This window comes from Bacillus sp. FDAARGOS_235 (assembly GCF_002073415.2).
GTDB lineage: Bacteria > Bacillota > Bacilli > Bacillales > Bacillaceae_G > Bacillus_A > Bacillus_A toyonensis.
On sequence record NZ_CP020437.2, the window covers coordinates 2,400,001 to 2,425,793 of the forward strand.

Sequence of the window (25,793 nt, forward strand, 5' to 3'; positions counted from 1 at the left end):
TCCTCCATAAGGAAAATCAACAATCTTACCACATTTTTCACAAATCACATGATAATGTTGACTTGTAACATAATCAAATCTACTTGAAGCGTCTCCATAAGTTAATTCCTTTACAAGTCCAACTTCTTTAAATACACGTAAGTTATTATAAACAGTTGCAACACTCATATTTGGAAACTTACCTTCTAATGCTTTATAAATGTCATCCGCTGTTGGGTGCGTCATAGATTCCACAAGGTACTCTAAAATAGCATGACGCTGTGGAGTAATGCGTACACCCGTATTTTTCAGCATTTCTAGCGCTTCTTTTAATTCTTCTTTGACCACCGTCATGCACCCCGATTCTATACGGATTATTATTTTATAATTCTTATAAAGAGTGTACTCCTTTTCTTATAAATCGTCAATATTTCTACTATAAGTATGTGGTTTATTTTTGTATATAGCCTTATTCTTATGTATCTTTCCCCAGTTTCTATACATTTACATAGAAAAAAGTGCGACATAATCGCACTTGGAATACTATCATCTGAGGAGGTATGCCCTACACTTCCACTTTATGTAAGACGATAAAATATGTATAGACACTTGCCTTACTTCTATATATTTTACCTCCACTATAGGTTTACTTTATATAAGAAAGAACGTCCTCGGTATGCCCTTTTACTTTTACCTTACGCCACTCTTTTACAAGTTCACCGTCTTTATTAATAAGAAATGTCGAGCGTTCGATTCCCATATACTCTTTCCCGAAGTTCTTTTTCAATTTCCAAACATCGTACAATTCTGCCACTTTATGATCTTCATCTACTAAAAGTGTAAATGGAAGTTCATGCTTCTCAATGAATTTCAAATGTCTATTCGCTGAGTCAGGGCTTACACCAAGGATAACCGTATCCTTCTCTTGAAATAATCCATATGCATCACGAAAATCGCATGCTTCTGTTGTACACCCTGGGGTCATATCTTTCGGATAAAAATATAGAACTACATTTTTCCCGCGAAAGTCAGCTAAGCGAACTTGTTCTCCGTTACTTCCTTCTAACGTGAATTCCGGTGCCATTTCTCCTACTGTAATCATTATTATCACTCCTTATTGTTTCTTTTACTATATCAAATGCGATCTTATTTTTCATTGTCTATTACAGACCTCATCACAAAAGCAAACGGTAATGTATATCCAATTAGTGCTTCTCCGATTGCAATCCATCTCCCTATTCCAATCGGAGCTATATCACCATATCCAACGGACAATAAAGTGACTGCACTAAAATATAAACAAATTTCAACAAGCTGAAAAGAATGAGCGGTCAACCTTTCACCATCTTCTTTCAAAACTGTAAAACCCATTTCCTCTAATACAACATAACTTAATCCAAATGCAATCAGTACTGTTGTATAAATTAAAAATAACGAGGCTAAATTATATAACGAAAAGAAACGTTTTGAATCTGAATACGAACTCCATAATAATTGGACACTTCTTAAAATAGCTACTGCTGCAGTTAATAGAATAAATCCCCATAACATGTCCTCCACCTCATTTTATATGTATGAGATGGGCGGCTGATTTATCCCTTTGAAACGAACAAGCTTCTATAATTAATTCCCCGCACCACGATATCGTTTTACCCCTTGATTCCAGAGAGTAATTGCAATAGTAAAGCAAATGACACCAACAATTGGCGTTGCAAATGCATAGCTATTCCACTCTGTTTTTCTTAAGAAGTACGCCGCTGGGTATACTCCAACAAATGCAAATGGTAAAACAAACGTTAAAATGAAACGAATTACACGGTTATAAATATTAACAGGATAGCGGCCGTAATTACCTATGTTATACATAAGCGGCATAATGGAACTTTTCGCATCCGACCAAAAACCAAGGCTCGCAAGCGTAACAAATATCCCGCCGTACACAAGCGCTCCTCCTCCTACCATCAGTAAGAATAGGAAGAAATCATACCAGTAAAAGGATAAATTTAGTTCTACTGCTGCGTATCCCATTACAATAATTCCTGTAACCGCTCCAATTAAAGATTCAAGTTCCATTCTTTCTAATATAATTTGAAATAAGCTATGAATTGGTCTCGTCAATACACGATCCATTTCACCTTTAATAATGTAACGATCATTAAAGTCCCATATGTTAAAGAATGCTGAAAAAATGGCAAACGGTACTAAAAAGAAACCATAAATAAAGATGACTTCTTCTCGGCTCCATCCTTTTAATGCTTGTGTATGCCCAAATACTACGAGAATAAAGATTAAATTAACCGCTTGTAGTGATAAATCCGAAAGTAATCCGACGATAAAATCGCCTCGATACTCTAATTTAGTTTTTATATATTGGCTTGCGTATTGCAAAAATAATTTTATATATAGCATCCTATCATCCCCCTTGTACAATTAGACGTTTTCTCGCCGTTTTCCACATGAGTACAATTGGAATAATAAGTATAATTGCCCAAATTACTTGAAATAACAAAGCTTCATATAACTCACTTCCCTGTATACCTTCAGAGAAAATCATACTCGGAATATAACTAATTGCTTGAAACGGTAAAAACACCATTGCTTTTTGGGCCCATAATGGATAAAAACTAATCGGTAATAATAAACCAGAAAATAAATCAATCACAACACGTTTTGCATACATAATTCCACTATTATTAAATAAGAAGAATGTAAGCATTCCCGTCATTAAGTTTATTTGTGTATTAATGATAAAGCTAAATATTAACGATAAGAAGAAATATAACCACGTTTGAAAATTCGTTGTAATTTGTAATGAAAATAACAAAGTAACGATGACCATACCTGGGATTGAAAAGAACGCAAAACGAAATATCCCTTCGCCAAGACCTTGCATAACTTTCATTCCTAAATAGTTATATGGACGAATTAGTTCTACCGCCACACGCCCTTCTTGAATCTCCATCGCAATTTCTCTATCGATATTATTGAAATAAAAAGCACGTGCCATCCATGCGATCGCAATATACGTAGTCATTTGCGAAATAGATAAACTTTCAATATTCTCTTTCCCGCTATAAATCGCTTGCCATAAAAAATAATACGCACCGATATTAATCGTATAAATTAAAATCCCGCTGTAATAATTTGTACGATAAGCAAGCATCATTAAAAAGCGAATGCGAATCATTTCAATATACTTACCCATGCTTAATACCTTCTTCATAAATGTTACGAATTATTTCCTCTGTAGACACTTCGTTAATTTTTAAATCTTTAATTTGAAAAGCTTGTACTACTTTAGAAATAAGCATTGAAATAATAATTTCTTCATTCGGTATTTTTGCAACCCACGCATTTTCCTCTTTCGCTTTTGACCAAACGACTTGACTATCTGGCATAACCATCGATAACATCTGATAAGAAACTGGAGCGACAAATTGAAAATGGATTTCCTTCTCTGCTCCCCACTGTGTGCGAAGGTTATTTAAAGAACCGTCATACATAATATTTCCTTCATCCAGCATGATAACGCGCTCACATAAAGCTTCAATGTCAGTAATATCATGTGTTGTTAATAAAATTGTTGTTTTATAACGTTCATTCATCTCTTTTAAGAATTCACGTATTTTCAATTTCACAAGAACATCTAGCCCTATTGTTGGCTCATCTAAAAATAGTAACGGTGGATTATGAATTAATGCTGCCGCTAATTCACAGCGCATCCTTTGGCCAAGAGATAACTTTCGGACAGGCTTATCTAATAAAGGACCAATATCTAACGTTTCGATTACGTGCTCCATATGTTCCTTATACTGAGTGTCTGAAACACCGTACACTTTCTTCAATAAACGAAACGATTCTTGTACCGCAATATCCCACCAAAGCTGAGAGCGCTGACCAAAAACAACACCAATTGTTCTCACAAATTCTTCTCTTTGTTTATGTGGATTCATTCCGTTCACCGTGATTTGCCCTGAAGTCGGAGTCAAAATCCCTGTAAGCATTTTAATCGTCGTTGACTTACCAGCACCATTCTCACCAATATAACCAACCATTTCACCTTGCTTCACAGTAAAAGACACATCATTTACTGCTGGTACTATTTTATAATTACGATTTAATAAATCGCGAAATGCACCCTTTAATCCCGGACGACTTGAATAGGCTGTAAACTCTTTACGTAACCCTTGTACCTCAATTACCGATTTCATAATCGGACCCCCTTCCTAAATGTCACAACGAATAGTTTACCCAACTGCTCCTTCTATCACAAACAATACGTCTTTTCTAAAAACATGTTAGAATAATACATAGATTTTTGTAAGGAGATGAATTGTAGTGAATTTCACGAAATCAGAAGCATTACATAAAGAAGCTTTAGAACATATCGTTGGTGGTGTTAATAGTCCTTCTCGTTCTTTCAAAGCAGTTGGAGGCGGTTCTCCCGTTGCAATGGAACGTGGAAAAGGTGCTTATTTCTGGGATGTAGATGGAAATAAATATATCGATTATTTAGCAGCATACGGTCCTATTATTACTGGACATGCTCACCCCCATATAACAAAAGCAATTACAACAGCTGCTGAAAATGGTGTACTATACGGAACGCCAACAGCACTGGAAGTAAAATTTGCAAAAATGTTAAAAGAGGCAATGCCTGCATTAGATAAAGTCCGCTTCGTAAACTCTGGTACAGAATCCGTTATGACAACCATTCGTGTTGCCCGCGCTTACACTGGTCGCACAAAAATTATGAAATTTGCTGGTTGTTACCACGGTCATTCCGATTTAGTACTTGTAGCAGCTGGTTCTGGTCCTTCTACTCTTGGAACTCCTGATTCAGCTGGTGTGCCACAAAGTATTGCACAAGAGGTTATTACCGTTCCCTTTAATAATGTAGAAACTTTAAAAGAAGCGTTAGATAAATGGGGACATGAAGTAGCAGCTATCCTTGTAGAGCCAATCGTTGGAAACTTCGGTATTGTAGAGCCTAAACCTGGATTCCTTGAGAAAGTAAATGAGCTTGTCCATGAAGCTGGTGCATTAGTAATTTATGATGAAGTTATTACTGCTTTCCGCTTTATGTACGGTGGTGCTCAAGACTTACTTGGCGTAACACCAGACTTAACTGCACTTGGTAAAGTTATCGGCGGCGGACTTCCAATTGGCGCTTACGGTGGTAAGAAAGAAATTATGGAACAAGTTGCCCCGCTTGGACCTGCATATCAAGCTGGTACAATGGCAGGAAATCCTGCTTCTATGGCATCTGGTATCGCTTGTCTAGAAGTTCTTCAACAAGAAGGCGTATACGAGAAATTAGATGAACTTGGCGCAATGCTTGAAAAAGGAATTTTAGAGCAAGCTACAAAACATAATATCGATATTACAGTAAACCGCCTAAAGGGTGCATTAACTGTATACTTCACGACAACTACAATTGAAGATTACGATGCAGCCAAAAATACAGATGGTGAAATGTTCGGTAGATTCTTCAAACTTATGCTCCAAGAAGGTATTAATTTAGCACCATCTAAATATGAAGCATGGTTCTTAACGACAGAACATACACAAGAAGATATCGAATATACAATCGAAGCTGTTGGAAGAGCATTTGCTGCTTTAGCAGACAATAAATAATACTGTCATTACAAGGAAAAAAGAAAGGTTACCTTTCTTTTTTCCTTTTTTCTATTTCATAAATCCCGCATTAATAGTATAATTATTCATAATTATCTGTTTTATATTCTTTTAGATCGTTATTATCTCTGTGTACAAGGTGATTTACACCTTAAATAGTAAGATTATTCAATCTTTTACAAGAGGGGGGATTGACGGATGCTCAATAAAAAAAATACATGGACACCGTCTTTATTTCGAGATTATAAAAATGCAGAACATGATGCGTGTGGAATCGTTTCCGTTATGGAAAAAAGAAAAATTCCTACAAAAGAAAATATCGACCTTTGTATACAATCACTAATCAAAATGAACCATAGAGCTGGTTTCATCAATGGCGAAGGCGATGGTATTGGAATCCATATTGATGTACCAAAAGTACTTTGGAACGAAAAATTGAAAAGTAGCGGATATAATCCAACGATTGTGGATCATCCCCACTTTATCGTTGGACATTTTTTTCTAAACAAAAAAGAAAATATTGTTGACTTAAAAAATTACATTCGTACGCAATTAAACAATGAAAACTTTACTATTATTTTCGAAAGTGATGATGTAATAAATTCCGATGCACTCGGTCCACTTGGTAAACAGGAAGAACCTTTATTTTGGCAAGTTGCCCTTATCGCTGAAAATGAAGTTAAAAGTATTGAGCAAACATTATTTGCTGTAACGATAAAAATAGAGGAAAACGAAGCGATTCACGTTGCTTCATTAAGTCGTGATCATGTTGTATATAAAGTTCTAGGTGCTGGAGATACACTTGTTGCCTATTACAACGATTTACAACACCCACTTATCGCTTCAACTATGACATTAGGACATAATCGCTATTCTACTAATACATTATCTAATTTTTTTCGTGTACAACCATTTAGCATTCTCGGACATAATGGTGAAATTAATACAATTGCCAAATTACGTGATCAAGCCGAAATGATTCATGTACCACTAACGGCAGGGGGAAGTGACTCCCAAGATTTAAACCGCACCTTAGAGACTCTTCTTGTTCAATATAACTACAGCTTATTTGAAGCGATGGATATACTATTCCCACCAATTATTAATGAAATAAAACTATACGAAACAAACTTACAAAACTTATACACTTATATAAGAGAAGCTTGGGGACATTTCGCACAAGGACCCGCTGGCATTATTTCACGCTATAAAGATGAAGCTGTATTCAGCGTCGATTCCCTTGGCCTACGACCAGTATGGAAAGTAGAAACAGAAAGCTCTTATATTTTCTCTTCTGAACCTGGAGTTGTATCACCAACCGAATATGTAGAAGAACCGAAACCACTCGCTCCTGGAGAAAAGGTCGGATTAAAATGGAATGAACAAGATGAACTTGTTCTTTATGAATACGACAAATACCAAATTGAAGTATATAATCGTTTCCAAAAACGAATCGATGTTAACAATTATCATTTAAACTTATCTATCCCTGAAGCGAAAGAAATCCAAGGATTATGTGATTCTGTTCAAGTTGAAACGAAACAGTACGTTTCTTTCGGGTGGGATCGAGAGCATATTCAGCTCCTTGAACAGATGGCAACAAAAGGAGTTGAGCCAATTCGGTCACTTGGTCATGACTCGCCACTTGCTGCACTCGATACGGATAGACGAAATATTGCTGACTTTATTAAGGAAAGTGTAGCCGTTGTTACAAATCCAGCAATCGATCGCGATCGAGAGGTCGAACACTTCTCCACACGGACGATACTTGGAGAGCGTCCAAGTTTATTAAGCGGCGCTAAACAGCCATTTGTAGTTGAGATGCTTTCACCAATTATTTTAGAAGGAAGTGTTGCACAATCTATCGCAGAGGAATTGCACACAATTACGTACGAACAACTTATACAGTTGTTCGTTACACATAGTTCTATCGCTACAATTTCTGCCACCTTCAGTCCGTTAGAAACTTTACAATGCGCATTAAATCGAATTAGTTCCGAAGCGATAGCTGCCGTTAACAATGGTGCTTCCCTACTATTATTAGATGACGCAAAAGCTCATCTAAATGAACAGTTATGGATGGATCCACATTTAGTTACCGCTAAAGTACATCAAGTATTAAGTGAAAATAAATTACGCAGAAACTGTTCTCTCGTTATACGTTCTGGTGCCCTTCGTTCCTTACACGATATCGTCACACTATATGGATTAGGAGCAGACAGTATTAATCCATATTTATTGTTCGCGACCGTAAATGATGGATCAAAAACACCAATTATGAATCTGTATAATGCACTTAATAAAGGACTAGAGAAAGTCATTTCAACAATTGGAATTCATGAGTTACGTGGTTACGGCCGCCTCTATTCCTCTATCGGATTACATGAGGAAATCGCAAATATATTACAAATTACGAATTTCTTCGGTTCAAATGATTTAGCTTTTTCACTTGAATCGCTTGCTAAAGATGCGAAATCGCGGGCAAATGATTATAACAACCCTAAAATTAGAATGCGAAAATCATTTCATATATTCCCACGGATTTGGAAAGCAATTGGTGATGTTGCAAAAGGAAATTCTTATGATGATTACCGCGAAAAGTTAAGTGAATTAGAAGACAATAATCCGATTGCAATCAGACACCTTGTTCAAACGAAACAAACAAAGCATGTCGTTCCGGCTGAAGAAGTGTCTATTAGCATTCAAAATCATGATTTACCGTTTATTATTAGTTCCATGTCATTCGGTTCTCAAAATGAAATTGCCTTTCGTGCATATGCAGAAGCTGCCGATCAGCTAAATATGATTAGTTTGAACGGTGAAGGCGGCGAAATTAAAGATATGATTGGCAAATACCCAAATACACGTGGACAACAAGTTGCATCTGGCCGATTTGGAGTAAACGCTGAACTACTAAATTCATCAAATTTAATTGAAATAAAAATCGGTCAAGGCGCAAAACCTGGCGAAGGCGGACATTTACCAGGTTCTAAAGTAACCGCAAAAATTGCTGAGGCACGTAACGCTACAATTGGATCAGATTTAATTTCGCCTTCTAACAACCATGATATTTATTCGATTGAAGATTTAGCTCAAATGATTACAGAAATTAAAACGGCTAATCAACTTGCAAAAGTAGCCGTAAAAGTCCCTGTCGTTCCTAACATTGGAACAATTGCTGTCGGTATCGCTAAAGCTGGCGCTGATTTTATTAACATTAGCGGATTTGACGGCGGAACAGGGGCTGCACGTATTCATGCATTACAACATGTAGGTCTTCCAGTAGAAATCGGTGTTAAAGCTGCTCACAACGCTCTACTAGAAGCAGGTATGAGACATAAAGTAGAAATTTGGGCAGATGGTGGTATTCGAAGTGTAAATGATGCCTTAAAAATCATGCTTCTTGGAGCAAACCGTATTGGGTTTGGTACATTATCAATGATTGCCATCGGCTGTACAACTTGCCGTGGTTGTCATCTAGATACTTGCCACGTTGGAATTGCAACACAAATTGAATCTGAAGCACAAGCGAAAGAACATGGATTACGCCGCTTCGTCCCGCGCGAATTAGAAAGCGCAGTTGCTGGCCTATTAAATTTATTCACCACTTTCGGTTTAGAATTAAAACGGTTAACAGGGCAACTCGGTTATACAAATTTACAAGAAATTGTCGGGCGTTCCGATTTATTAGAACAAGTTCGAAGTCAAGATTTGTTAGAGTTATGTAATTTACTACAAACGATAGAAAATTCAACTGTTACAACAAGAGTATCTGTGGAAGAAAAACAATTTGAAACAGTGCATTCTCCTCACTCAAAAGAATTAGTAGGAGTTGGCGTAGAGCAACGAGTCATGGGCGGTTTAGAATCTTGTTATCGCGTTCGTAGTAAATTATATGAAGATACAAAGCTTGAACCACTTACATTAAAGTATACAAATGGCTCTGTTCCTGGAAATGGATTAGGCGCTTACAATAGTGAAAACTTATTTATACACGTAAATGGCGGCGCACAAGATGGCATTGGCAAAACTTCATTTGGCGGTGGCATTTATATAACGAAAGCAAAAGGTAAAAATGGAACATATTATAATGGGTCTGTCGGAAAAGGATTTGGATATGGTGCACAAAAAGGTGCATTATACGTGCAAGGTAACGCCGACGCTCGTGCTGGTATTCGCCTTTCTGGAGCAGACATGATAATTGGAGGGAGAATGACAAAACCACTCCGTGAAAAAGAGCAAGGAAATATAGGATCATACTCGAATATTAAAGGTTTCGCTTTTGAATATATGACAAATGGGCGGGCTCTTGTTTTAGGAGATCCTGGTCCATGGATCTGTGCTGGTATGACTGGTGGTGTTGTTTATTTACGTCATGATTCAAACTTAGGTTTAACAGAAAAAGCCTTAAAAAGAAGAATCGCAAAAGGTGCAAATGTTACATTACAATCAATTAGTAAAAATGGTGTGCAAGATGTAACTGAACTATTGCTAGATTATATTCGTGTATTAAATGAGCATGAGCAATATGAGGAAGTTGCTTTGTTAACCCCGTTACTAGATGATATGCAGCAGCAATTTTTTGAAATTATCCCGAAAAAGGAGCAGGCTGATCCATCTATCTCAACTGAGTGATATATACCATTTTTATTTTCAATAAAAAATTGACGAAGTATACTTCTCATAGTAATCTATAGTAACAATTTGAAACCTGCTGAAATTCAGCAGGTTTTTTTACTAAAAATTAATGTTTAAAAAGAATTAGGAAAAAATTATAAAGTGAAACTTTAATCAATGGTGGTTTTGTTCATCCCCCACTGATTATGAGCCCACACCAATCGGGCATTTACGGGCAGCCCGACTCCCACCTAACTCCTTTGCTCTAGCCGAACTTTGAGGTAGGAGTTCTACTGCCCGCAAATAGCGGGATAAATGAATCTTAATTTCTTTTTTTATATCACTAAAATATCACTTGCTAACATATTGTAATGAATGTATAGTATCATGTTGTACATTCATTATGACAAGAGAAAGGATCTTATTAAGGGTATGAAACTTGGTGCTCGCATTTTAAAAACGGGTATTGCCATCACATTAGCTTTATTTGCTTGTATTTTACTTCACTTACCGAGTCCGGTATTTGCGGGAATCTCAGCTATATTCGCTGTTCAACCGTCTGTATATCGTTCATATTTAACTGCACTTGAACAAATTCAAGCAAACGTAATTGGTGCGGTATTCGCTATCGTATTTGCTACTGCTTTTGGACATAATCCTTTTATTATTGGATTAACATGTATATTAGTAATTGCTCTTACATTACAATTACGATTAGAAAACACAATATCAATTGCTTTAGTAACAGTTATCGCCATTATGGAGTATCAAGGCGAAGATTTCTTTAGTTTTGCCTTACTTCGCTTTGCGACGATTATGATCGGAATTATTGCGGCTTCAGTTGTAAATTTAGTGTTTATGCCGCCAAAATACGAAACAAAGCTTTATCATCGTATCGTTGATAATACAGAGGAAATTGTGAAATGGATTCGAATGAATAGCAGGCAAGCTTCTGACTTTACAACGTTAAAAACTGATATTGATCGTATGAAAGAAAAAATGATCAAACTAAACCATTACTATTTGCTGTATAAAGAAGAAAGAAGCTACACGAAAAAAGTACAGTTCGCAAAAATTCGTAAGCTCGTTTTATTCAGACAAATGTTAGCGACGACAAGCCGTGCTTTAAGTACGTTAAAATCATTACATCGCACTGAAAATGAACTGCGCTATATGCCAGAAGAATTTCAGGAATCTATTCAAAACGAACTTGACTCATTAACGCATTATCATGAACAAGTTTTATTAAAATTTATTGGTAAAGCAAAGAAACAACAATCCGTTGAGATGCTTGATGAAGTTGAAACAGGTAAACAAGAATTAATTGATATCTTTATGGAGTATCAAAACAAAGATGATGAGGAAGCATATAAAACATGGTTACATCTATTCCCTCTTATTTCTTCAATTATTAATTATAGTGAAGAAGTAGAGCATTTAGATTTACTTGTGGATAGCTTCTACACATACCATAAACCAGAAACAGAACTCCAAATCGACGATAAAAAAGAAGACGAATAAAAAACAGCTCCTTTTACGCTAAAGGAGCTGTTTCTGTTATATTTTGAAGTTGATATAAATTGTAATAGAATCCCCTTTTTTTCATTAACTCTTCATGAGAACCTGTTTCTTTAATTTCACCATCTTCAATGTAAATAATTGTATCAACATGCGTAATCGTTGCTAATCGATGTGCAATTATAATCGTCGTCCGATCAGCAGCTAACGTTTGAAGTGCCTCTTGAATATACCGTTCGTTTTCTAAATCTAAAGCAGAAGTTGCTTCATCTAATATAAGTAACGATGGATTCTTTAGAAATACTCGCGCAATTGCTACACGTTGCCTTTGCCCACCAGATAACTTCACACCACGTTCTCCAACAACAGTATTGTAACCATCTGGTAACTCTATAATAAAATCATGAATTTGCGCGGCTTTGGCTGCTGCAATCACTTCTGTCTCTTTAGCTTTCGGATTTCCATATAAAATATTAGCTCCGATTGTATCGCTAAATAATAAATTATCTTGCAGTACAATTCCAATATGGCTACGTAAATTTCTCATATCATACTTTCTTACATCTATCCCATCTACATAAACTGACCCTTCCGAAACATCATAGAAACGCGGAATTAAACTAGCAAGAGATGACTTTCCTCCCCCACTCGCTCCTACAAGTGCTACCTTCTCTCCTGGCCGCATAGTTAATGACAAGTTATGTAATATCTCTTTTTCATCTGCATTATAACGAAAAGACACATTATCAAATACAATTTCTCCATTTAATTTTTTCGCTTGTACCGCATTTGGCACATTAACAATATCGTACTTTTCATCTAACAGTTCAAACACTCGATCCATCGAGGCGAAAGATTGCGTTAATGTTGTAGATGAATTAACAAGGCGGCGAAGCGGACTATATAAACTATCCATATAACCAACAAAAGCTACCATAGTCCCTAGCGTTAACTGACCTTGAATTACTTCATATGCTGCAAAACCAATGACAAGTAACGGGCCTAAATCAGTTAAAGTATTTACTGCCGAAAATGTTCTCGCCGTCCAACTTGTATGCGTTAATGCTTTCGTTAAAAATTCATTATTTCTTTTTTCAAACTGCTTACCCTCATACTCTTCTAATGCAAAGCTACGCGTCACTTGCATTCCTTGAATACGTTCATGTAAATAACCTTGCATAGTTGCTAACGCTTGTGAACGTTCTTTCGTCAATTTTCGAAGACGTCCGAAAAAATATTTCACCGCAACAACATAAATAGGTAAAATCAATAAAGCAACAAACGTTAACTTTATGTTCATAGAAAACATAACAATAATAGCAATCGCAATTGTCGCAGTATCTAGCCAAACATTCATTAAACCGGTAATTACAAAATCCTTCGTTTGCTCTACATCATGGATTACACGTGAAATAAGCTCTCCTGTTTTTGTATTCGAATAATAACGCAAGCTCAATTTTTGCAAGTGACCAAAAATATGTTTCCGCAAATCATATAGTATTGTATTCGCGATACGTTGCGCGAAATATTGACGATAATATTCAATCGGTGGCCTTAATACTGCAAAAATAAAAAAGGCTATCCCAATCGCCGTTATTAATTGGGACGTTTTATCTTGAAGTGAACCCCCACCTTGGATTACATCGTCGATAATATACTTTAATAACCATGGCATAATAAGCGGGATACCGAACTTAACTAGACCGATAACAATTGTAATAGCAATAAGCCATCTATATGGTTTAACAAATTTTAAATATCTTTTTATACCTTGCACATAATCCCCCCTCTAATAGGACAAACCTGCCGGGAAATCCCCTGCAGGTTTGTTTTAATTTCTGTACATTAAATATCTCTCATACCACATATCTACGAAATCTGGTGCAAATGGACCTTTTCTTTGATGAATCCACTGCGTTAAATGTGCTACATTTCGCTTTAAAATTGTATCAATAACAGGTGGATATTGCATGATTTGACTATGCTTTTCATACTCATCTTCATCTAACAGTGTATATGTCATATCTGGATACACTTTAATATCTAAATCATAATCAATATACTTTAATGCTTCTGAATCATATGCAAAAGGAGAACTTAAATTACAATAATAATATACGCCCTCTTCTCTTAGCATCCCAATCACATTAAACCAATAGTTTGCATGAAAATAACAAATTGCAGGTTCCCGAGTAACCCATGTTCGGCCATCTGATTCTGTAACTATTGTTCGATCATTCGCTCCAATTACAAGACTCTGTGTCCCTTTTAAAATCGTTGTCTCTTCCCACATTCTATGAATGGAGCCATTATGTTTATAACTATGTATTTGTACTTTTTCTCCTTCTTTGGGAAATGCCATATATGCTCCCTTCTTTCAACTGCAAATGCCCTTCTTAAATTAAATCAACTATCCTTTGAACTGCATTCACTTTTTTTCTATTATAACTTTTTTGTCGAAATTTTAAAACTAAAGCGACAAGACTCTATTTTTTACACTGCATGTTTATTGTTGAATACCATATCCCTACTGAGGCTTTTCCTGACTCATTTATAAATAAGGAAATAATAACAGAAAAAGCCCTTCCTTATTTTCATGTTAAGAAGGACTTTTCATCTTAAGGTAAGAACATATCTTATCCTAAATTTGAAATCATTTTTTCAGTTTTAAAAGATTTAATCACACTATTCGTTTGCTTTTCGAATTTTTCATGTAATAGTTTCAATGCTATTTCTGTTCTATATATTTCTTGGCGAATAAAATGTAAGTCTTTTTTATCGCACGTATCCTTTTCACTCACTTCAATTTGCTGATACTTCTCTAAGTGTGATTGCAATTTTAACAGCTCATCCATCGTTTCCAATTGCTCTCCTACCAACTTATCAAAATCCTTCATTACTTACCCCCTTTTAGATTTATTCATTAGTTATTATTCCTAATTACATATTTCTAATCTTTAACTTCCTTCTCCTTTGACTACATTTGTTGACTTATTAGAAGTTATGTCGTTCACTTTCTTTTCATTACAATGACCCGCACACAAAGAAAACACTTCTCTCGAATTGGAGAAGTGTTTTTCTTTCATTACTCGTTTGAACTAGAAGATTGTGATTGTTTTGCAGCTGATTTTGCATTTTGTTTTTTCACAGCATGCACATCTGTTTCAGTTGCAAATTCTGTACCATAACTAGCGTTTGCACTTTGTGCACCAGAAGCTTGTGCTTTCTTTGCTTCTGATTGTGCGTTTGCTTGTTTTACTGCTTGTACATTTGTTTCAGTCGCAAACTCTGTACCATAACTAGCATTTGTACTTTGAATGCTAGCACCAGAAGTTGCCTTGTTATAACCTTGTTGTTTTTTACTCATCTTTCTCACCTCCACAATCAATAATGTAACCAATTCAACCAGAAACTATCCGTAATTTTCTGTTGAAAAATTTCCGCATATATCTCTTAATACTCATTCAAACTATAGGGTACGGAGGTGGAAATATGTATATAGGACGCGATATGACTGAACTAACGATGATTTCAAAAAATGAATGGAAAGAAGATGAATTAGCTTATTTTCATCATTCATTACAACAGATTTTGCCCTATTTAAACGCAGAAGGTCAAAGTATTTATAAAGAAATTGTAGTAGAAATTGAATCAAGAGGTGGCTTACAAGAAGGTGATGCCAGTTGGACTCATGGGACAAAAATTTCTTACGATTAAAAAAGTGTTCCCAATCTAGGGAACACTTTTTTTGTTTATTGCATTGTAATTTTCTCAACACAACTCTCATAAATCGTACGATGCGATTTAGAGAAAGGTAACTGCTCAAATGCTTCTTTCGATACAAACTTTAATGTATCTGTTTCAACAATATCACCAGTTACTTTTCCGTAAAATACGAATATATCCCAGGTGCGATGCGTAAACGTATGTTGCACATTCATTGCGTACTCATCAATAGAAATCGAAAGCTCAAACTTTTCCTTCATATAATCTATAAGCTGTTCTTTCTGACTTCGAATCCCTTCGCCAAGTTCAATATTCGGAAACTCCCACATATTAGCTAATAATCCGCTACTTGGACGTTTATTAATAACGTAACGACCATCTTCAGTTTGAAGTACTCCTGCAACAAGCGGTACCATTGTAGGAGCTTTCGCTTTACTTTTTACTGGTAGTTCTTTTTGAACACCTTCAGCATATCCCCTACAATGCTCACGTACAGGACAAAGTAAGCATGCTGGATTTTTAGGAATACAAATTAGTGCACCTAATTCCATCAAACCTTGATTAAAATAAGATGGATTTTCAGCTGAAATAATTTCGCGCACAATCTCTTCAAACACTTTTCTAGTTTTCGGTTTTGCAATGTCATCCCATACTGATAAAATACGGGATAACACGCGCATAACATTTCCGTCAACTGCTGGCTCTGGTATACCATATGCGATACTTAAAATTGCACCTTTTGTATATGGTCCCACTCCTTTTAATTTTTCAATTTTCTTTACATCACTCGGTACTATCCCGCCATATACTTCTTTTACCTCTTTTACAGCCGTGTGTAAATTTCGTGCTCTAGAATAATACCCTAAACCTTCCCATGCTTTTAATACTTCTTCATCATCAGCATTTGCTAAAGCTTCCAGCGTAGGGAACTTCCCCATAAAATTTGCGTAATATGGTTTTACAGCTTCTACCCTTGTTTGCTGTAACATAATTTCCGAAACCCAAACACGGTATGGATCTTTATTTTTTCGCCACGGTAAGTCGCGTTGCTCTTTTTCAAACCAACCAATTAAATCATTTTGAAACTGCTCTATGTTAAATTTTTCTAATATTTCAAGTGTCAAACTTGATCCCCCTCATTTTTTTGCATATACGTACTATTATAAAGATTTTTAGGAAAAAATTTAAGTAAGATGACATAGGAAATAGAAGGCAAAGGACTTGAGGTATCGAATAAAAAGAGTTACATTAATAAAAAACGGAGGTGGATTTCTATGGACACAGCCACTCACCTTGTTATGGGTGTCACTTTAGGTAGTTTGGCAACATTAGACCCAGCTATAGCGCAAAGTGATATTGGACCACAAGCAGTTATGCTCGCTACAATTGCTGGTTCCAATATTCCTGACATCGATACAGTTTTAAAATTGCGTAATAACGCTAAATATATAAGAAATCATCGCGGGGTTACTCATTCCATTCCTGCAGTAATTCTTTGGTCATTCCTTATAAGCGGCATCTCTTTCGCCTTCTTTTCAGACGCTCCATATCTTCATCTACTACTTTGGTCATTTATAGCTGTCTTTCTTCACGTCTTTGTAGATATTTTCAATGCCTACGGTACACAAGCGTTACGGCCTTTCACAAAAAAATGGGTCGCACTCGGCATAATTAATACGTTTGATACTGTGATTTTCTTTATCCATATACTTGCGATTGCTTGCATGCTCGTAGGTTCCCATAAAGGATATACAGCCTTAGCTGCATATATATTAATGATTGTTTACTATATCGGACGGATTATGATGCATAGAAATATAAGAAGCGTTGTACACAAACGTTTCAAACATGTTGAGAAGATCATCATTTCTCCTTCTTATCGATTTTATCATTATCATTTAGCAGTCGTTACGACTGATTATTACTACGTTGCGAGATGGCATCGTGGTAACATTATGATATACGATAAGTTCGATCGGGTACCGTTCCCAGATAACGCTATTATGAGAGCTGCTAAACAAGATGAAAACATCTCGGCCTTCTTATCTTTCTCTCCTGTATATCGTTGGGATATTTTTGATTATGATAACTATTACGAAATTCGATTCATTGATTTGCGCTATCGAAGTAAAGATTATTATCCATTCGTTGCAATCGTTCAGCTCGATCAAAATTTAAATATTATTAATTCTTATACCGGATGGATTTTCAGCGAAGAAAAACTTCGAAAGAAACTGGAATTGCTTCCACATTAAAAAAAGCGACTTTAGTCGCTTTTTTAATGTTTTAAATGGTCTTCTTGATTAATTAAATGGCTGTATTTCGGATTATTTGTACGCATTTCATGAAGACGCGCTCCATGATTATTAATCCATGTTCTTACTACTTGCTCAGTCATTTCCTCACCTTGATAACGACCTGATTTCGCATAAGTTGTTTGAAAATCTTCCCAAAGTAATTCAACCCACGCACGAGCTTGTCCGTAAGAAAGCTTGTCATTCTTGTCTAATAATTCTTTCGTTAATGCTTCATAAATATCATTCATGTTCTAATCTCCTTTTACCTATTTATCCCTTCATTTCTAAAGGATAGTTTCTTCTATTTTGCACATTCTATAAGTGATACTTCTTAAAGAGGTATCAACTGATGATGAGGAGGGCGTTCGCAATGGGTAAACAAGCCGAATTTTGGTCTGAGTCAAAAAACAACAGCAAAATCGACGGTCAGCCGAAAGCGAAATCACGCTTCGCTTCGAAACGACCTAACGGCACAATTAACACGCACCCACAAGAACGTATGCGTGCTGCAAATCAGCAGGAAGAGTAGTAGTACAGGTACAGCCTAAAAAATTAACTTCCTACACGAGGTGATAAAGATGAGCTACCGTGATCGTTTAGATAGTCGTTCTGAATTATTTAACCATACGTGGACTCGTCCGAAACATGCGAAAGCGCAAGTTAACGGACAGACGCAACAAACCCAGTCTCTCATTATATTGGCCAACGAGTGTAAAAAACGCCAATTTTAGAATCTCCTATCTCCTTTAACGCCTACCAAAGATGAAAACCAGAGAGATATTCGCTCTCTGGTTTTTATTTTTCTTGCAACAAGGAAATTGGTATCCCAATCTCTTCATTATCATTTTGCTTATAACCCCAAGCAAATACCCCATTGAAGTACGTAATTTTAAATAATACACCAGGTTCTTCTACTAATTCATATGTCTCACCAATATGGAATTTGTTTATATCAGTCATGTAAGCACGGGCCATAGCCATCTTTCTCATTAATACATCGAATTCATTTACAATTCCAAGTTGCTCAGCCTTTACTGCTTGCTCCTTCAAAGCGCCAATTTCTTCTCTAAGCTCATGCTGTGTCATTTCACTGTAGCGTTTTGGCATATTCATCTTATTATTCCCCTCATCCCTCTTCACTTTTCATTTGTAAAAATATCTCTATTTCATCAATAGAAAATCCTTTTCGATATAACGCTTGTTTCATCTTATTTTCGAATGTCCATCCATCATACTTCCTATATTTCTCATAATATTTATTCCCATGATAGTGTAAAGCTTCTTGTTGCTTTTCGTCATCTTTTTCGTCTTTCAATTCTTCCAAACAAATTTGAATCACATCTCTAGAATATCCTTTACGAACAAGCATTTCATCTAACTTTAGCTTCATTTGTAAAAATGAATGCTTTTGATAAGATTTTTTCTTTTTTTCTACAAGAATCAAAGCATTTTCAATTTGCTTCTCCTTTGGATACTCTTGTAAACTATGTGTAATGATTAGATCCTGAACGCCTTTATTTAACAGCTCTCTTTTTATAACAGTTGGACCTTTTCGATTCACATTACTTTGCGTTCGCGTATATAAAATGGCATACTCTTTATCATTAATATATCGATCATGTAATAATTTCGAAACGACTTCAGAGATGATGGCCTGTCCCACTTCTTTTTTTCGTAAAAAATCTTCTATTTCTTGTTTCGTTCTCATTTGATAGGATAAATAGGAGATTGCTTGTAAATATGCTTTTTGTACCTCTTCATTGAACAAAATATTGCCTAACTCTATTTCATCAATTTCTAAACCTTTTTGTAATCCATGTTTCATTAAAATTACTTGATCCACACTAAATCCGTACTCTTCACCTTGACCTTTATCAATATAAATATTAAATCGCTCTTTCGATCGTTTTTGCACTTCTATTTTTGTAATGACAGCCATACTCTCACCTCTCTATTATTTTAACATAGTCAAGGAACATTTTTGCTTTTCAAGAATATATATAATGAGGAGGAAATAATTATGAAAATTGCAATTTCTGGTGGTACTGGCTTTATCGGCAAATATCTATCTACTTTTTTCATTCAAAAAGGATACACAGTCTATATCCTTACCCGAAAAAATAAAATTGAAACTTCAAACCCTAACCTTCAATACGTGCAATGGACACCAGATTTACCTACTTTCCCCCTCTCTTCTATTGATATAGTTATTAATCTAGCTGGAGAGTCAATCAATAGTAGATGGACAAAAAAACAAAAAGAAGCAATTTTAAACAGTAGAATTCAAGCGACAAGAGGACTTATTAAACAACTACAAACACTCAGCACAAAACCACATACATTTATTAACGCAAGTGCTATTGGATACTACGGAACTTCTGAAACAGAGTCTTTTACCGAGCAGCAAGAAACTCCCGGAAATGACTTTTTAGCAGAAACAGTATTTTTATGGGAGCAAGAAGCATGTAAAGCACGTTCTCTTGAAATCAGAACAATATACGCAAGATTCGGAGTCATATTAGGTGCAGACGGAGGTGCTCTTCCAAAGATGCTACTTCCCTATCAATTTTATATCGGAGGCACAATTGGATCTGGAAACCAATGGTTATCATGGATTCATATAGATGATGTCGTTCGCATGATTGATTTCATCATACACAAAGAAGAAATTAATGGTCCTCTTAATATTACAGCCCCGTTACCTATAAGAATGAAGGAATTTGGAGAAACCATGGCAACTATAATGAGAAAACCTCATTGGTTACCTGTCCCTTCATTTATGCTTCACGCTTTATTGGGTGAGATGAGTATACTTGTACTAGAAGGGCAACATGTATTACCTAGTAAAGCAATTGAACATGGGTACCAATACACATTTCCGACAATAGACCATGCATTACAAAATATACTTTCGCATACAATGTAGTACTTCTAAAACACAGTTTTACAAGGGGTTCCCTTTCAAAACTTTCATTTTCTAGGATTCAGAGCATTACTACACAAATAACCTTTCAGTTACTTTTTCTTCAATCACATTAATATTGTAAAGTAACAGAAATGAGGTACCTATGAAAATATTGCTCAAACAAGCCATTGTGTATCCTATTACATCTCCCAAGTTTCAAGGTGATGTACTCGTTATAGGAGAACGAATTGCTGAGGTCAAACCTTCTATTCAGCCTACTCAAGATATGACCGTTATAGATGCGCGAGCTCTTCATCTCTTACCTGGATTTATTGATGTCCATACTCACCTTGGTCTCTATGATGAAGGCACTGGTTGGGCTGGAAATGATGCTAATGAAACCTCTGAAGTTTCAACACCACATATCCGTTCTTTAGACGGAATCCATCCTTTTGATATCGCATTTCAAGACGCTGTACAAAACGGGATCACAACTGTTCACGTTATGCCTGGGAGTCAAAATATTATCGGCGGTACTACTTGTGTAATAAAAACTGCTGGAACTTGTATTGATCACATGATTATTCAAGAACCTGCTGGTTTAAAGATTGCCTTTGGAGAAAACCCTAAAAAGGTTCATAGTAATGGAACGAAAGAGTCCATAACACGCATGGGCATTATGGGGTTACTTCGGGAATCATTCTATGAAGCACAGCACTACGGGCATGAAGCTGATTTTCGAATGCTCCCTATTTTAAAAGCATTACGCCGCGAAATACCGGTACGTATCCACGCTCACCGTGCTGACGATATTAGTTCTGCTTTACGCTTTGCAACAGAATTCAATCTTGATTTACGTATTGAGCATTGTACAGAAGGACACTTTATTGTTGAAGAGCTTTCAAAACACAATTTAAAAGTTTCAGTTGGTCCCACTCTTACACGCCGGTCTAAAATCGAACTAAAAAACAAAACATGGGATACTTACCATATATTATCTAAAAATGGAGTAGAAGTTTCTATAACAACTGATCACCCTTATACACCAATTCAATATTTAAATGTTTGTGCCGCTGTCGCAGTAAGGGAAGGGTTAGACGAGAAAACTGCATTGGAAGGAATCACTATATTTCCAGCGAGAAATTTGCGTTTAGAGGATAGAATTGGAAGCATTGAGGTTGGAAAAGACGCTGATCTCGTGTTATGGACACATCATCCTTTCCATTATTTAGCCAAGCCTGTACTAACTATGATTGACGGAAAAATAATTTACAAAAAAAATAAAAAAAACTAGTTTATTTTTTTGACTAGATAAAGTATTATACGATTATAAACTGAATGAAACCATAATCAATTTGTGTCGTGATTATCATTTTCAAATTGATGAATGGGGAAGGCAAATGGTGCGCCACCAGCGTTATAAACTGGTTCTAGTGGGTTCGATTCCCACCCCGAAATTTTTTAAAGATTGATATAAAAATTTCGAGGGTGGGGTGCTTTTTCGTCATGCTACCCTCGTGTGAGGAGGAGTTAGTGTGTTGAAAAAACGCGACTTACACGACAGCCACGTTCTATACGAGTTAATGGTGGATCCAGCTGTCTTCCCTTTTGTGCGTCAAAAGGCTTATTCTTATGAGGAATATTTATTTTTAACGAAACAAACCATTGAAGCCGAAGAGCGTGGAGAGTTAATTTCACGCACAATTTTAGATGAATGGGGTAACCCTATCGGAACAATTACTTTATTTGATGTGCAAGAAAAAGCTGGATTCCTTGGAACATGGCTTGGAAAACCATACCATGGCAAAGGCTATAATAAATTGGCGAAAGATTCATTTTTTAGCGAACTTTTCTATGAGTTAGATATTGAAACCATCTTTATGCGTATTCGCAAAATAAATATTCGTTCTATTAAAGCTGCCGAAAAACTACAATATGTGAATCTAGCAAACGAAACGAGAAAAGCCGTTTATGATGAAATTAACGTAAATGAAGAAGTATATAATCTATATGAAATTCCAAAAGATCAATATACACTTGCAACAATGCGTGATACAACATTCCAAGACGCCCACCACTTAAAAGAAGCGTAATCTAAATTTTTAGAAATAATAATTAATCATTAACCGTTTGGCATATATGTATATCACCCCATGTCTTTGGAAACGATAGATAGTGACTTTAGGACACGAGGTGATTTGTAATGGATAAAAAGAAACGTGACAAAGCGAAAAATACATTATCTAGTACACAAGAAGTTCTATATCAACGAGAATTTCGAAAAGCAGATCGTGCAGCGGGATATCGCTCAAAAAGTATTTAAAGTGAAAATGAATAATTAGAAGTTTTCCCCCCTAATTATTCATTTTCATTACATAATTTTCCCGACTGACAGAAATAACCTAAAAGAGTTCCCTTATACATAAGGGAACTCTTTTGTTGTGGACAACTTTATCCACAACATCGATATGATTGTGAATATTTTTCTAAAAACTTTGATATTTTTATATATTTTCGCACATATCAACTACTGGAATTGTGGATATTTTTCTAAAAATTGTGGACAATGTGGATATAGTTGTTAATATTACGACTTTACCGTCTAATGAAAGCGCATCCCTTTGTGGATAAAGTGAAGGCTTTTACGGGAAGCTATCTCCCACCTAACTTCCTCGCATTCGCCCAATTTCGAGATGGGAGTCTTACTTCCCTCAAATAGCCGGATAAAGGAATCTTTACAATAAAAGGAACCCTCTTTAAACATATAAAAGAGGGTTACATATTAAGTAAATGATTCTGCAAGAGCAGGTGATTTCATAGGTATATGATTCGGCTCTGCATGATTTTCTTCCAAAATTGTATCCACGATATGACATGCCGGTTCAGGACGATAAATATTTTTCATTGCTTCTTTCATTTGGAGAAGCTTCATATCATCTTGTAATAACGCCTCTGTTTTTGCAAAAACCTCACTGTCATCACGGATTACAACTGCAGCTCCTTTTTTTTCAAAATACAACGCATTTTCATTTTCTTGTCCTGGGACAGGCTTATATAAAATGACAGGTACTTGTAATGCTGCTGCTTCGCTTAATGTAATACCACCTGGCTTCGTAATCATACAAGAAGTAACACGGAATAACTCATCAATGTTTTCAACATAACCAAATACTTTTAAAGCATCCGAATTTTGTTCCTGTAATCCTAATAAATCCTGTTTTAAAGCTTCATTTTTTCCGCAAACGACAACTACTTGTAAATTAGGTACGGCCATAAATGACTGGCATAGTTCTTTTACACTTCCTAGTACCCCATGAGCACCTGCTACAATTAGTAAAATCTTTTTATTCTTACATAACTGATACTTATTATATATAATGTCTTGATTTATCTTTAGCTCAAAACTATTACGAATTGGAATTCCAGTTTCAACAATTTGTTCCGCAGGTACACCAATATCAACCATCACCTTTTTCACGTGATCAGTTGCTACAAAATAACGATCTACTTCACGATGAATCCATATTTTATGCACACAAAAATCCGTCAACACATTATAAACAGGGATTGAAATACCTGTTTGCTTTTTCAACTCAGGTACAGCTATGATTGGAAAGGTATTAATAACGATATCCGGTTTCTCCACTTGTAAAAGTGATTTCAAACGTTTCCTTCCAAAATTTGCGTACCAAGATGCTATTTTTTTATCATAAATTTTTTCTACCCCGTAATAAAACAAACGATATAATTCTTTTCCTATTGTATAACTTTTTAAATATAAATATTTTGTAATGTCAGTTATAAATGGATGTGATTCTCCAAACAAGTCGCATACAATTACATTTTCAATTCCTTTTTGGCGAAATGTTTGTTCTAATGTTTTCGCTACTTGCACATGACCATTACCGTAATGTGCAGTTAAAATTAAAACCTTGGGGTTTTTTATCAAACAAATCCACTCCTAGCTTTTTGTTTCTCCATATTGCATATACGACAATAGGAAAAACATTTTCCTTAAACATTACATACTTGGATTCCAATATTCCCCTGTTAGCTATGTACCTGTCGTGGATATGCAAAGCATATAAGATTGACCCCTTAATCCTATCCGTGCTCATATCTTTACATTATACTTTCCTATAAGAGCTTTCGCAATAACTTACAAATGTTCTCTATTCCATGATACTCACTCTTTTACTTCTTAATTCTTTTTACTATTTTGATTTCCCTTTACAATTATGTAAATTTCTCCACTTATTCCTTACAAAAATATGGATATTCTTTTTTCAGTATACTCTTTTCTATATATATACTCTAGGTTTTATTGTAAAGAAAGCAAAAAGTCTAATCCAATATTTGGATTAGACTGCTTTTAAAATATGTCTCGCTTGTTCTACATTTTTTTCCGTAGGTGGTTCTACATTTGCGAGTGGATATTTATGCCCAAGCGCCTCCCATTTATATACACCAAGCTTATGATATGGTAGCACTTCAACTTTCTGAACATTAGACAGACTTTGAATAAAGCTAGATAATTTTTGCAGATCCTCTTCATTATCAGTAACACCTGGAACTAATACATGTCGTACCCAAATCGGTTTATTCTTATCCGATAAATAACGAGCAAATTGTAAAATATGTTCATTTGATTTCCCTGTTAATTTACGATGTTTCTTTGAATCAATATGTTTCAAATCCAATAAAACTAAATCTGTATAATCCATTAATTTATCCAACTTTTGCTGGAATTCTGGCTCTTCAGAATAACAACCTCCAGAAGAATCAATTGTTGTATGAATTCCAACTTCCTTACATTTCTTAAATAATTCAATTAAGAAATCTAACTGTAATAATGGTTCTCCACCACTAACTGTTATACCGCCTCCAGAAGCTTCAATAAATGGAAGGTAACATGTCACATCCTGCATTACTTCTTCAACTGTTATTTCTTTTCCTTTACCGATCTCCCACGTATCAGCATTATGGCAATATTGACAACGTAATAAACACCCTTGTGTAAATATGACATAACGAATCCCTGGGCCATCAACAGTACCACAAGACTCTACAGAATGTATTCTTCCTTTTACCATGTTACTTCCTCCTTTATTGAA

The 25,793-nt window shown here is 35.6% G+C and carries 27 protein-coding genes (1 of these 27 running past the window's edge); 11 read left to right on the forward strand and 16 right to left on the reverse strand.

Going from position 1 to position 25,793, the window contains the following annotated elements; all coding sequences use genetic code 11:
* From perR to A6J74_RS14290, 6 genes are all read right to left on the reverse strand, one after another.
* Nucleotides 1-327, reverse strand: the 5' portion of a protein-coding gene (gene perR, locus A6J74_RS14265; protein ID WP_000237831.1) for a peroxide-responsive transcriptional repressor PerR. 102 nt of this gene lie to the left of the window's left edge; the window shows 327 of its 429 coding nt (coding positions 1-327); the start codon lies at nucleotides 325-327; the stop codon falls past the left edge of the window.
* Nucleotides 328-625: 298 nt separating this feature from the next.
* Nucleotides 626-1,081 (reverse strand): thioredoxin-dependent thiol peroxidase, encoded by a 456-nt coding sequence (gene bcp, locus A6J74_RS14270; RefSeq protein WP_000633719.1) that lies wholly within the window; start codon nucleotides 1,079-1,081, stop codon nucleotides 626-628.
* Between the two features lie 44 nt (nucleotides 1,082-1,125).
* Nucleotides 1,126-1,530 carry a potassium channel family protein gene (locus A6J74_RS14275; RefSeq protein ID WP_000964361.1) on the reverse strand — a complete coding sequence of 135 codons (405 nt, stop codon included), beginning with the start codon at nucleotides 1,528-1,530 and terminating at the stop codon, nucleotides 1,126-1,128.
* 72 nt (nucleotides 1,531-1,602) lie between these two features.
* Nucleotides 1,603-2,388 carry an ABC transporter permease gene (locus A6J74_RS14280; RefSeq protein WP_000965746.1) on the reverse strand — a complete coding sequence of 262 codons (786 nt, stop codon included), beginning with the start codon at nucleotides 2,386-2,388 and terminating at the stop codon, nucleotides 1,603-1,605.
* Between the two features lie 4 nt (nucleotides 2,389-2,392).
* Nucleotides 2,393-3,184 (reverse strand): ABC transporter permease, encoded by a 792-nt coding sequence (locus A6J74_RS14285; RefSeq protein ID WP_000521521.1) that lies wholly within the window; start codon nucleotides 3,182-3,184, stop codon nucleotides 2,393-2,395.
* A complete protein-coding gene (locus A6J74_RS14290; RefSeq protein WP_000843664.1) occupies nucleotides 3,177-4,190 on the reverse strand; it encodes an ABC transporter ATP-binding protein in 1,014 nt (337 codons plus the stop codon). Before A6J74_RS14290 ends, A6J74_RS14285 begins: the two co-directional genes overlap by 8 nt.
* Before the next feature lie 127 nt (nucleotides 4,191-4,317).
* On the opposite strand from A6J74_RS14290, the gene hemL reads away from it, so the two are divergent.
* From hemL to A6J74_RS14305, 3 genes are all read left to right on the forward strand, one after another.
* Nucleotides 4,318-5,616 carry a glutamate-1-semialdehyde-2,1-aminomutase gene (hemL, locus tag A6J74_RS14295; protein WP_001011873.1) on the forward strand — a complete coding sequence of 433 codons (1,299 nt, stop codon included), beginning with the start codon at nucleotides 4,318-4,320 and terminating at the stop codon, nucleotides 5,614-5,616.
* 198 nt (nucleotides 5,617-5,814) lie between these two features.
* On the forward strand, nucleotides 5,815-10,251 hold the full coding sequence (locus A6J74_RS14300) for a glutamate synthase-related protein (protein ID WP_000932749.1): 4,437 nt from the start codon (nucleotides 5,815-5,817) through the stop codon (nucleotides 10,249-10,251).
* Nucleotides 10,252-10,665: 414 nt separating this feature from the next.
* On the forward strand, nucleotides 10,666-11,754 hold the full coding sequence (locus A6J74_RS14305; protein WP_000765783.1) for an aromatic acid exporter family protein: 1,089 nt from the start codon (nucleotides 10,666-10,668) through the stop codon (nucleotides 11,752-11,754).
* Nucleotides 11,755-11,767: 13 nt separating this feature from the next.
* Here the strand turns inward: A6J74_RS14305 and A6J74_RS14310 are convergent, their stop codons facing one another.
* The 4 genes from A6J74_RS14310 to A6J74_RS14325 all read right to left on the reverse strand — a co-directional run bounded on the left by A6J74_RS14310 (nucleotide 11,768) and on the right by A6J74_RS14325 (nucleotide 15,118).
* Nucleotides 11,768-13,528, reverse strand: coding sequence for an ABC transporter ATP-binding protein (locus A6J74_RS14310; protein WP_001161588.1), 1,761 nt, complete (start codon nucleotides 13,526-13,528; stop codon nucleotides 11,768-11,770).
* Between the two features lie 54 nt (nucleotides 13,529-13,582).
* Nucleotides 13,583-14,113, reverse strand: a complete 531-nt coding sequence (ntdP, locus tag A6J74_RS14315) for a nucleoside tri-diphosphate phosphatase (protein ID WP_000885402.1) — start codon at nucleotides 14,111-14,113, stop codon at nucleotides 13,583-13,585.
* A 274-nt stretch (nucleotides 14,114-14,387) separates the two neighbouring features.
* Nucleotides 14,388-14,648 (reverse strand): YgaB family protein, encoded by a 261-nt coding sequence (locus tag A6J74_RS14320; RefSeq protein ID WP_000651155.1) that lies wholly within the window; start codon nucleotides 14,646-14,648, stop codon nucleotides 14,388-14,390.
* 188 nt (nucleotides 14,649-14,836) lie between these two features.
* On the reverse strand, nucleotides 14,837-15,118 hold the full coding sequence (locus tag A6J74_RS14325) for a gamma-type small acid-soluble spore protein (RefSeq protein ID WP_000039034.1): 282 nt from the start codon (nucleotides 15,116-15,118) through the stop codon (nucleotides 14,837-14,839).
* 125 nt (nucleotides 15,119-15,243) lie between these two features.
* On the opposite strand from A6J74_RS14325, the gene A6J74_RS14330 reads away from it, so the two are divergent.
* Nucleotides 15,244-15,468: a hypothetical protein gene (locus A6J74_RS14330; RefSeq protein WP_000275433.1), complete on the forward strand. Its 225-nt coding sequence runs from the start codon at nucleotides 15,244-15,246 to the stop codon at nucleotides 15,466-15,468.
* Nucleotides 15,469-15,503: 35 nt separating this feature from the next.
* Here A6J74_RS14330 and mutY read toward each other — a convergent pair whose 3' ends face one another.
* Complete coding sequence (mutY, locus tag A6J74_RS14335) at nucleotides 15,504-16,601, reverse strand: A/G-specific adenine glycosylase (protein WP_000171373.1); 1,098 nt, start codon at nucleotides 16,599-16,601, stop codon at nucleotides 15,504-15,506.
* Nucleotides 16,602-16,751: 150 nt separating this feature from the next.
* Here mutY and A6J74_RS14340 point away from each other — a divergent pair, with 150 nt between their 5' ends.
* Nucleotides 16,752-17,732 carry a metal-dependent hydrolase gene (locus A6J74_RS14340; protein ID WP_000379139.1) on the forward strand — a complete coding sequence of 327 codons (981 nt, stop codon included), beginning with the start codon at nucleotides 16,752-16,754 and terminating at the stop codon, nucleotides 17,730-17,732.
* A gap of 23 nt (nucleotides 17,733-17,755) precedes the next feature.
* Here A6J74_RS14340 and A6J74_RS14345 read toward each other — a convergent pair whose 3' ends face one another.
* On the reverse strand, nucleotides 17,756-18,022 hold the full coding sequence (locus A6J74_RS14345) for a YfhJ family protein (RefSeq protein ID WP_000998161.1): 267 nt from the start codon (nucleotides 18,020-18,022) through the stop codon (nucleotides 17,756-17,758).
* Between the two features lie 122 nt (nucleotides 18,023-18,144).
* Between A6J74_RS14345 and A6J74_RS14350 the strand changes: the two genes are divergently transcribed.
* Entirely contained in the window at nucleotides 18,145-18,303 is a 159-nt protein-coding gene (locus tag A6J74_RS14350; protein WP_000517891.1) for a small, acid-soluble spore protein K, read from the forward strand.
* 49 nt (nucleotides 18,304-18,352) lie between these two features.
* Nucleotides 18,353-18,505 carry a YpzG family protein gene (locus tag A6J74_RS14355; RefSeq protein ID WP_000122093.1) on the forward strand — a complete coding sequence of 51 codons (153 nt, stop codon included), beginning with the start codon at nucleotides 18,353-18,355 and terminating at the stop codon, nucleotides 18,503-18,505.
* Nucleotides 18,506-18,569: 64 nt separating this feature from the next.
* On the opposite strand, the gene A6J74_RS14360 is transcribed toward A6J74_RS14355, so the two are convergent.
* Both A6J74_RS14360 and recX read right to left on the reverse strand, forming a co-directional pair.
* Complete coding sequence (locus A6J74_RS14360; protein ID WP_001057037.1) at nucleotides 18,570-18,887, reverse strand: YfhH family protein; 318 nt, start codon at nucleotides 18,885-18,887, stop codon at nucleotides 18,570-18,572.
* A 13-nt stretch (nucleotides 18,888-18,900) separates the two neighbouring features.
* Nucleotides 18,901-19,713, reverse strand: a complete 813-nt coding sequence (gene recX / locus A6J74_RS14365; RefSeq protein ID WP_000268511.1) for a recombination regulator RecX — start codon at nucleotides 19,711-19,713, stop codon at nucleotides 18,901-18,903.
* A gap of 81 nt (nucleotides 19,714-19,794) precedes the next feature.
* On the opposite strand from recX, the gene A6J74_RS14370 reads away from it, so the two are divergent.
* From A6J74_RS14370 to A6J74_RS14385, 4 genes are all read left to right on the forward strand, one after another.
* Nucleotides 19,795-20,700 (forward strand): TIGR01777 family oxidoreductase, encoded by a 906-nt coding sequence (locus A6J74_RS14370; protein WP_000684404.1) that lies wholly within the window; start codon nucleotides 19,795-19,797, stop codon nucleotides 20,698-20,700.
* Nucleotides 20,701-20,842: 142 nt separating this feature from the next.
* On the forward strand, nucleotides 20,843-21,973 hold the full coding sequence (locus A6J74_RS14375) for an amidohydrolase (RefSeq protein WP_000698290.1): 1,131 nt from the start codon (nucleotides 20,843-20,845) through the stop codon (nucleotides 21,971-21,973).
* 241 nt (nucleotides 21,974-22,214) lie between these two features.
* Nucleotides 22,215-22,772 (forward strand): GNAT family N-acetyltransferase, encoded by a 558-nt coding sequence (locus tag A6J74_RS14380; protein WP_000914740.1) that lies wholly within the window; start codon nucleotides 22,215-22,217, stop codon nucleotides 22,770-22,772.
* Between the two features lie 110 nt (nucleotides 22,773-22,882).
* Nucleotides 22,883-23,002: a YfhE family protein gene (locus tag A6J74_RS14385; RefSeq protein WP_000358484.1), complete on the forward strand. Its 120-nt coding sequence runs from the start codon at nucleotides 22,883-22,885 to the stop codon at nucleotides 23,000-23,002.
* Between the two features lie 459 nt (nucleotides 23,003-23,461).
* On the opposite strand, the gene A6J74_RS14390 is transcribed toward A6J74_RS14385, so the two are convergent.
* Complete coding sequence (locus A6J74_RS14390) at nucleotides 23,462-24,628, reverse strand: diglucosyl diacylglycerol synthase (RefSeq protein ID WP_000594698.1); 1,167 nt, start codon at nucleotides 24,626-24,628, stop codon at nucleotides 23,462-23,464.
* A 412-nt stretch (nucleotides 24,629-25,040) separates the two neighbouring features.
* Nucleotides 25,041-25,772 (reverse strand): pyruvate formate-lyase-activating protein, encoded by a 732-nt coding sequence (pflA, locus tag A6J74_RS14395; protein ID WP_000238486.1) that lies wholly within the window; start codon nucleotides 25,770-25,772, stop codon nucleotides 25,041-25,043.
* Nucleotides 25,773-25,793: the final 21 nt, after the last annotated feature.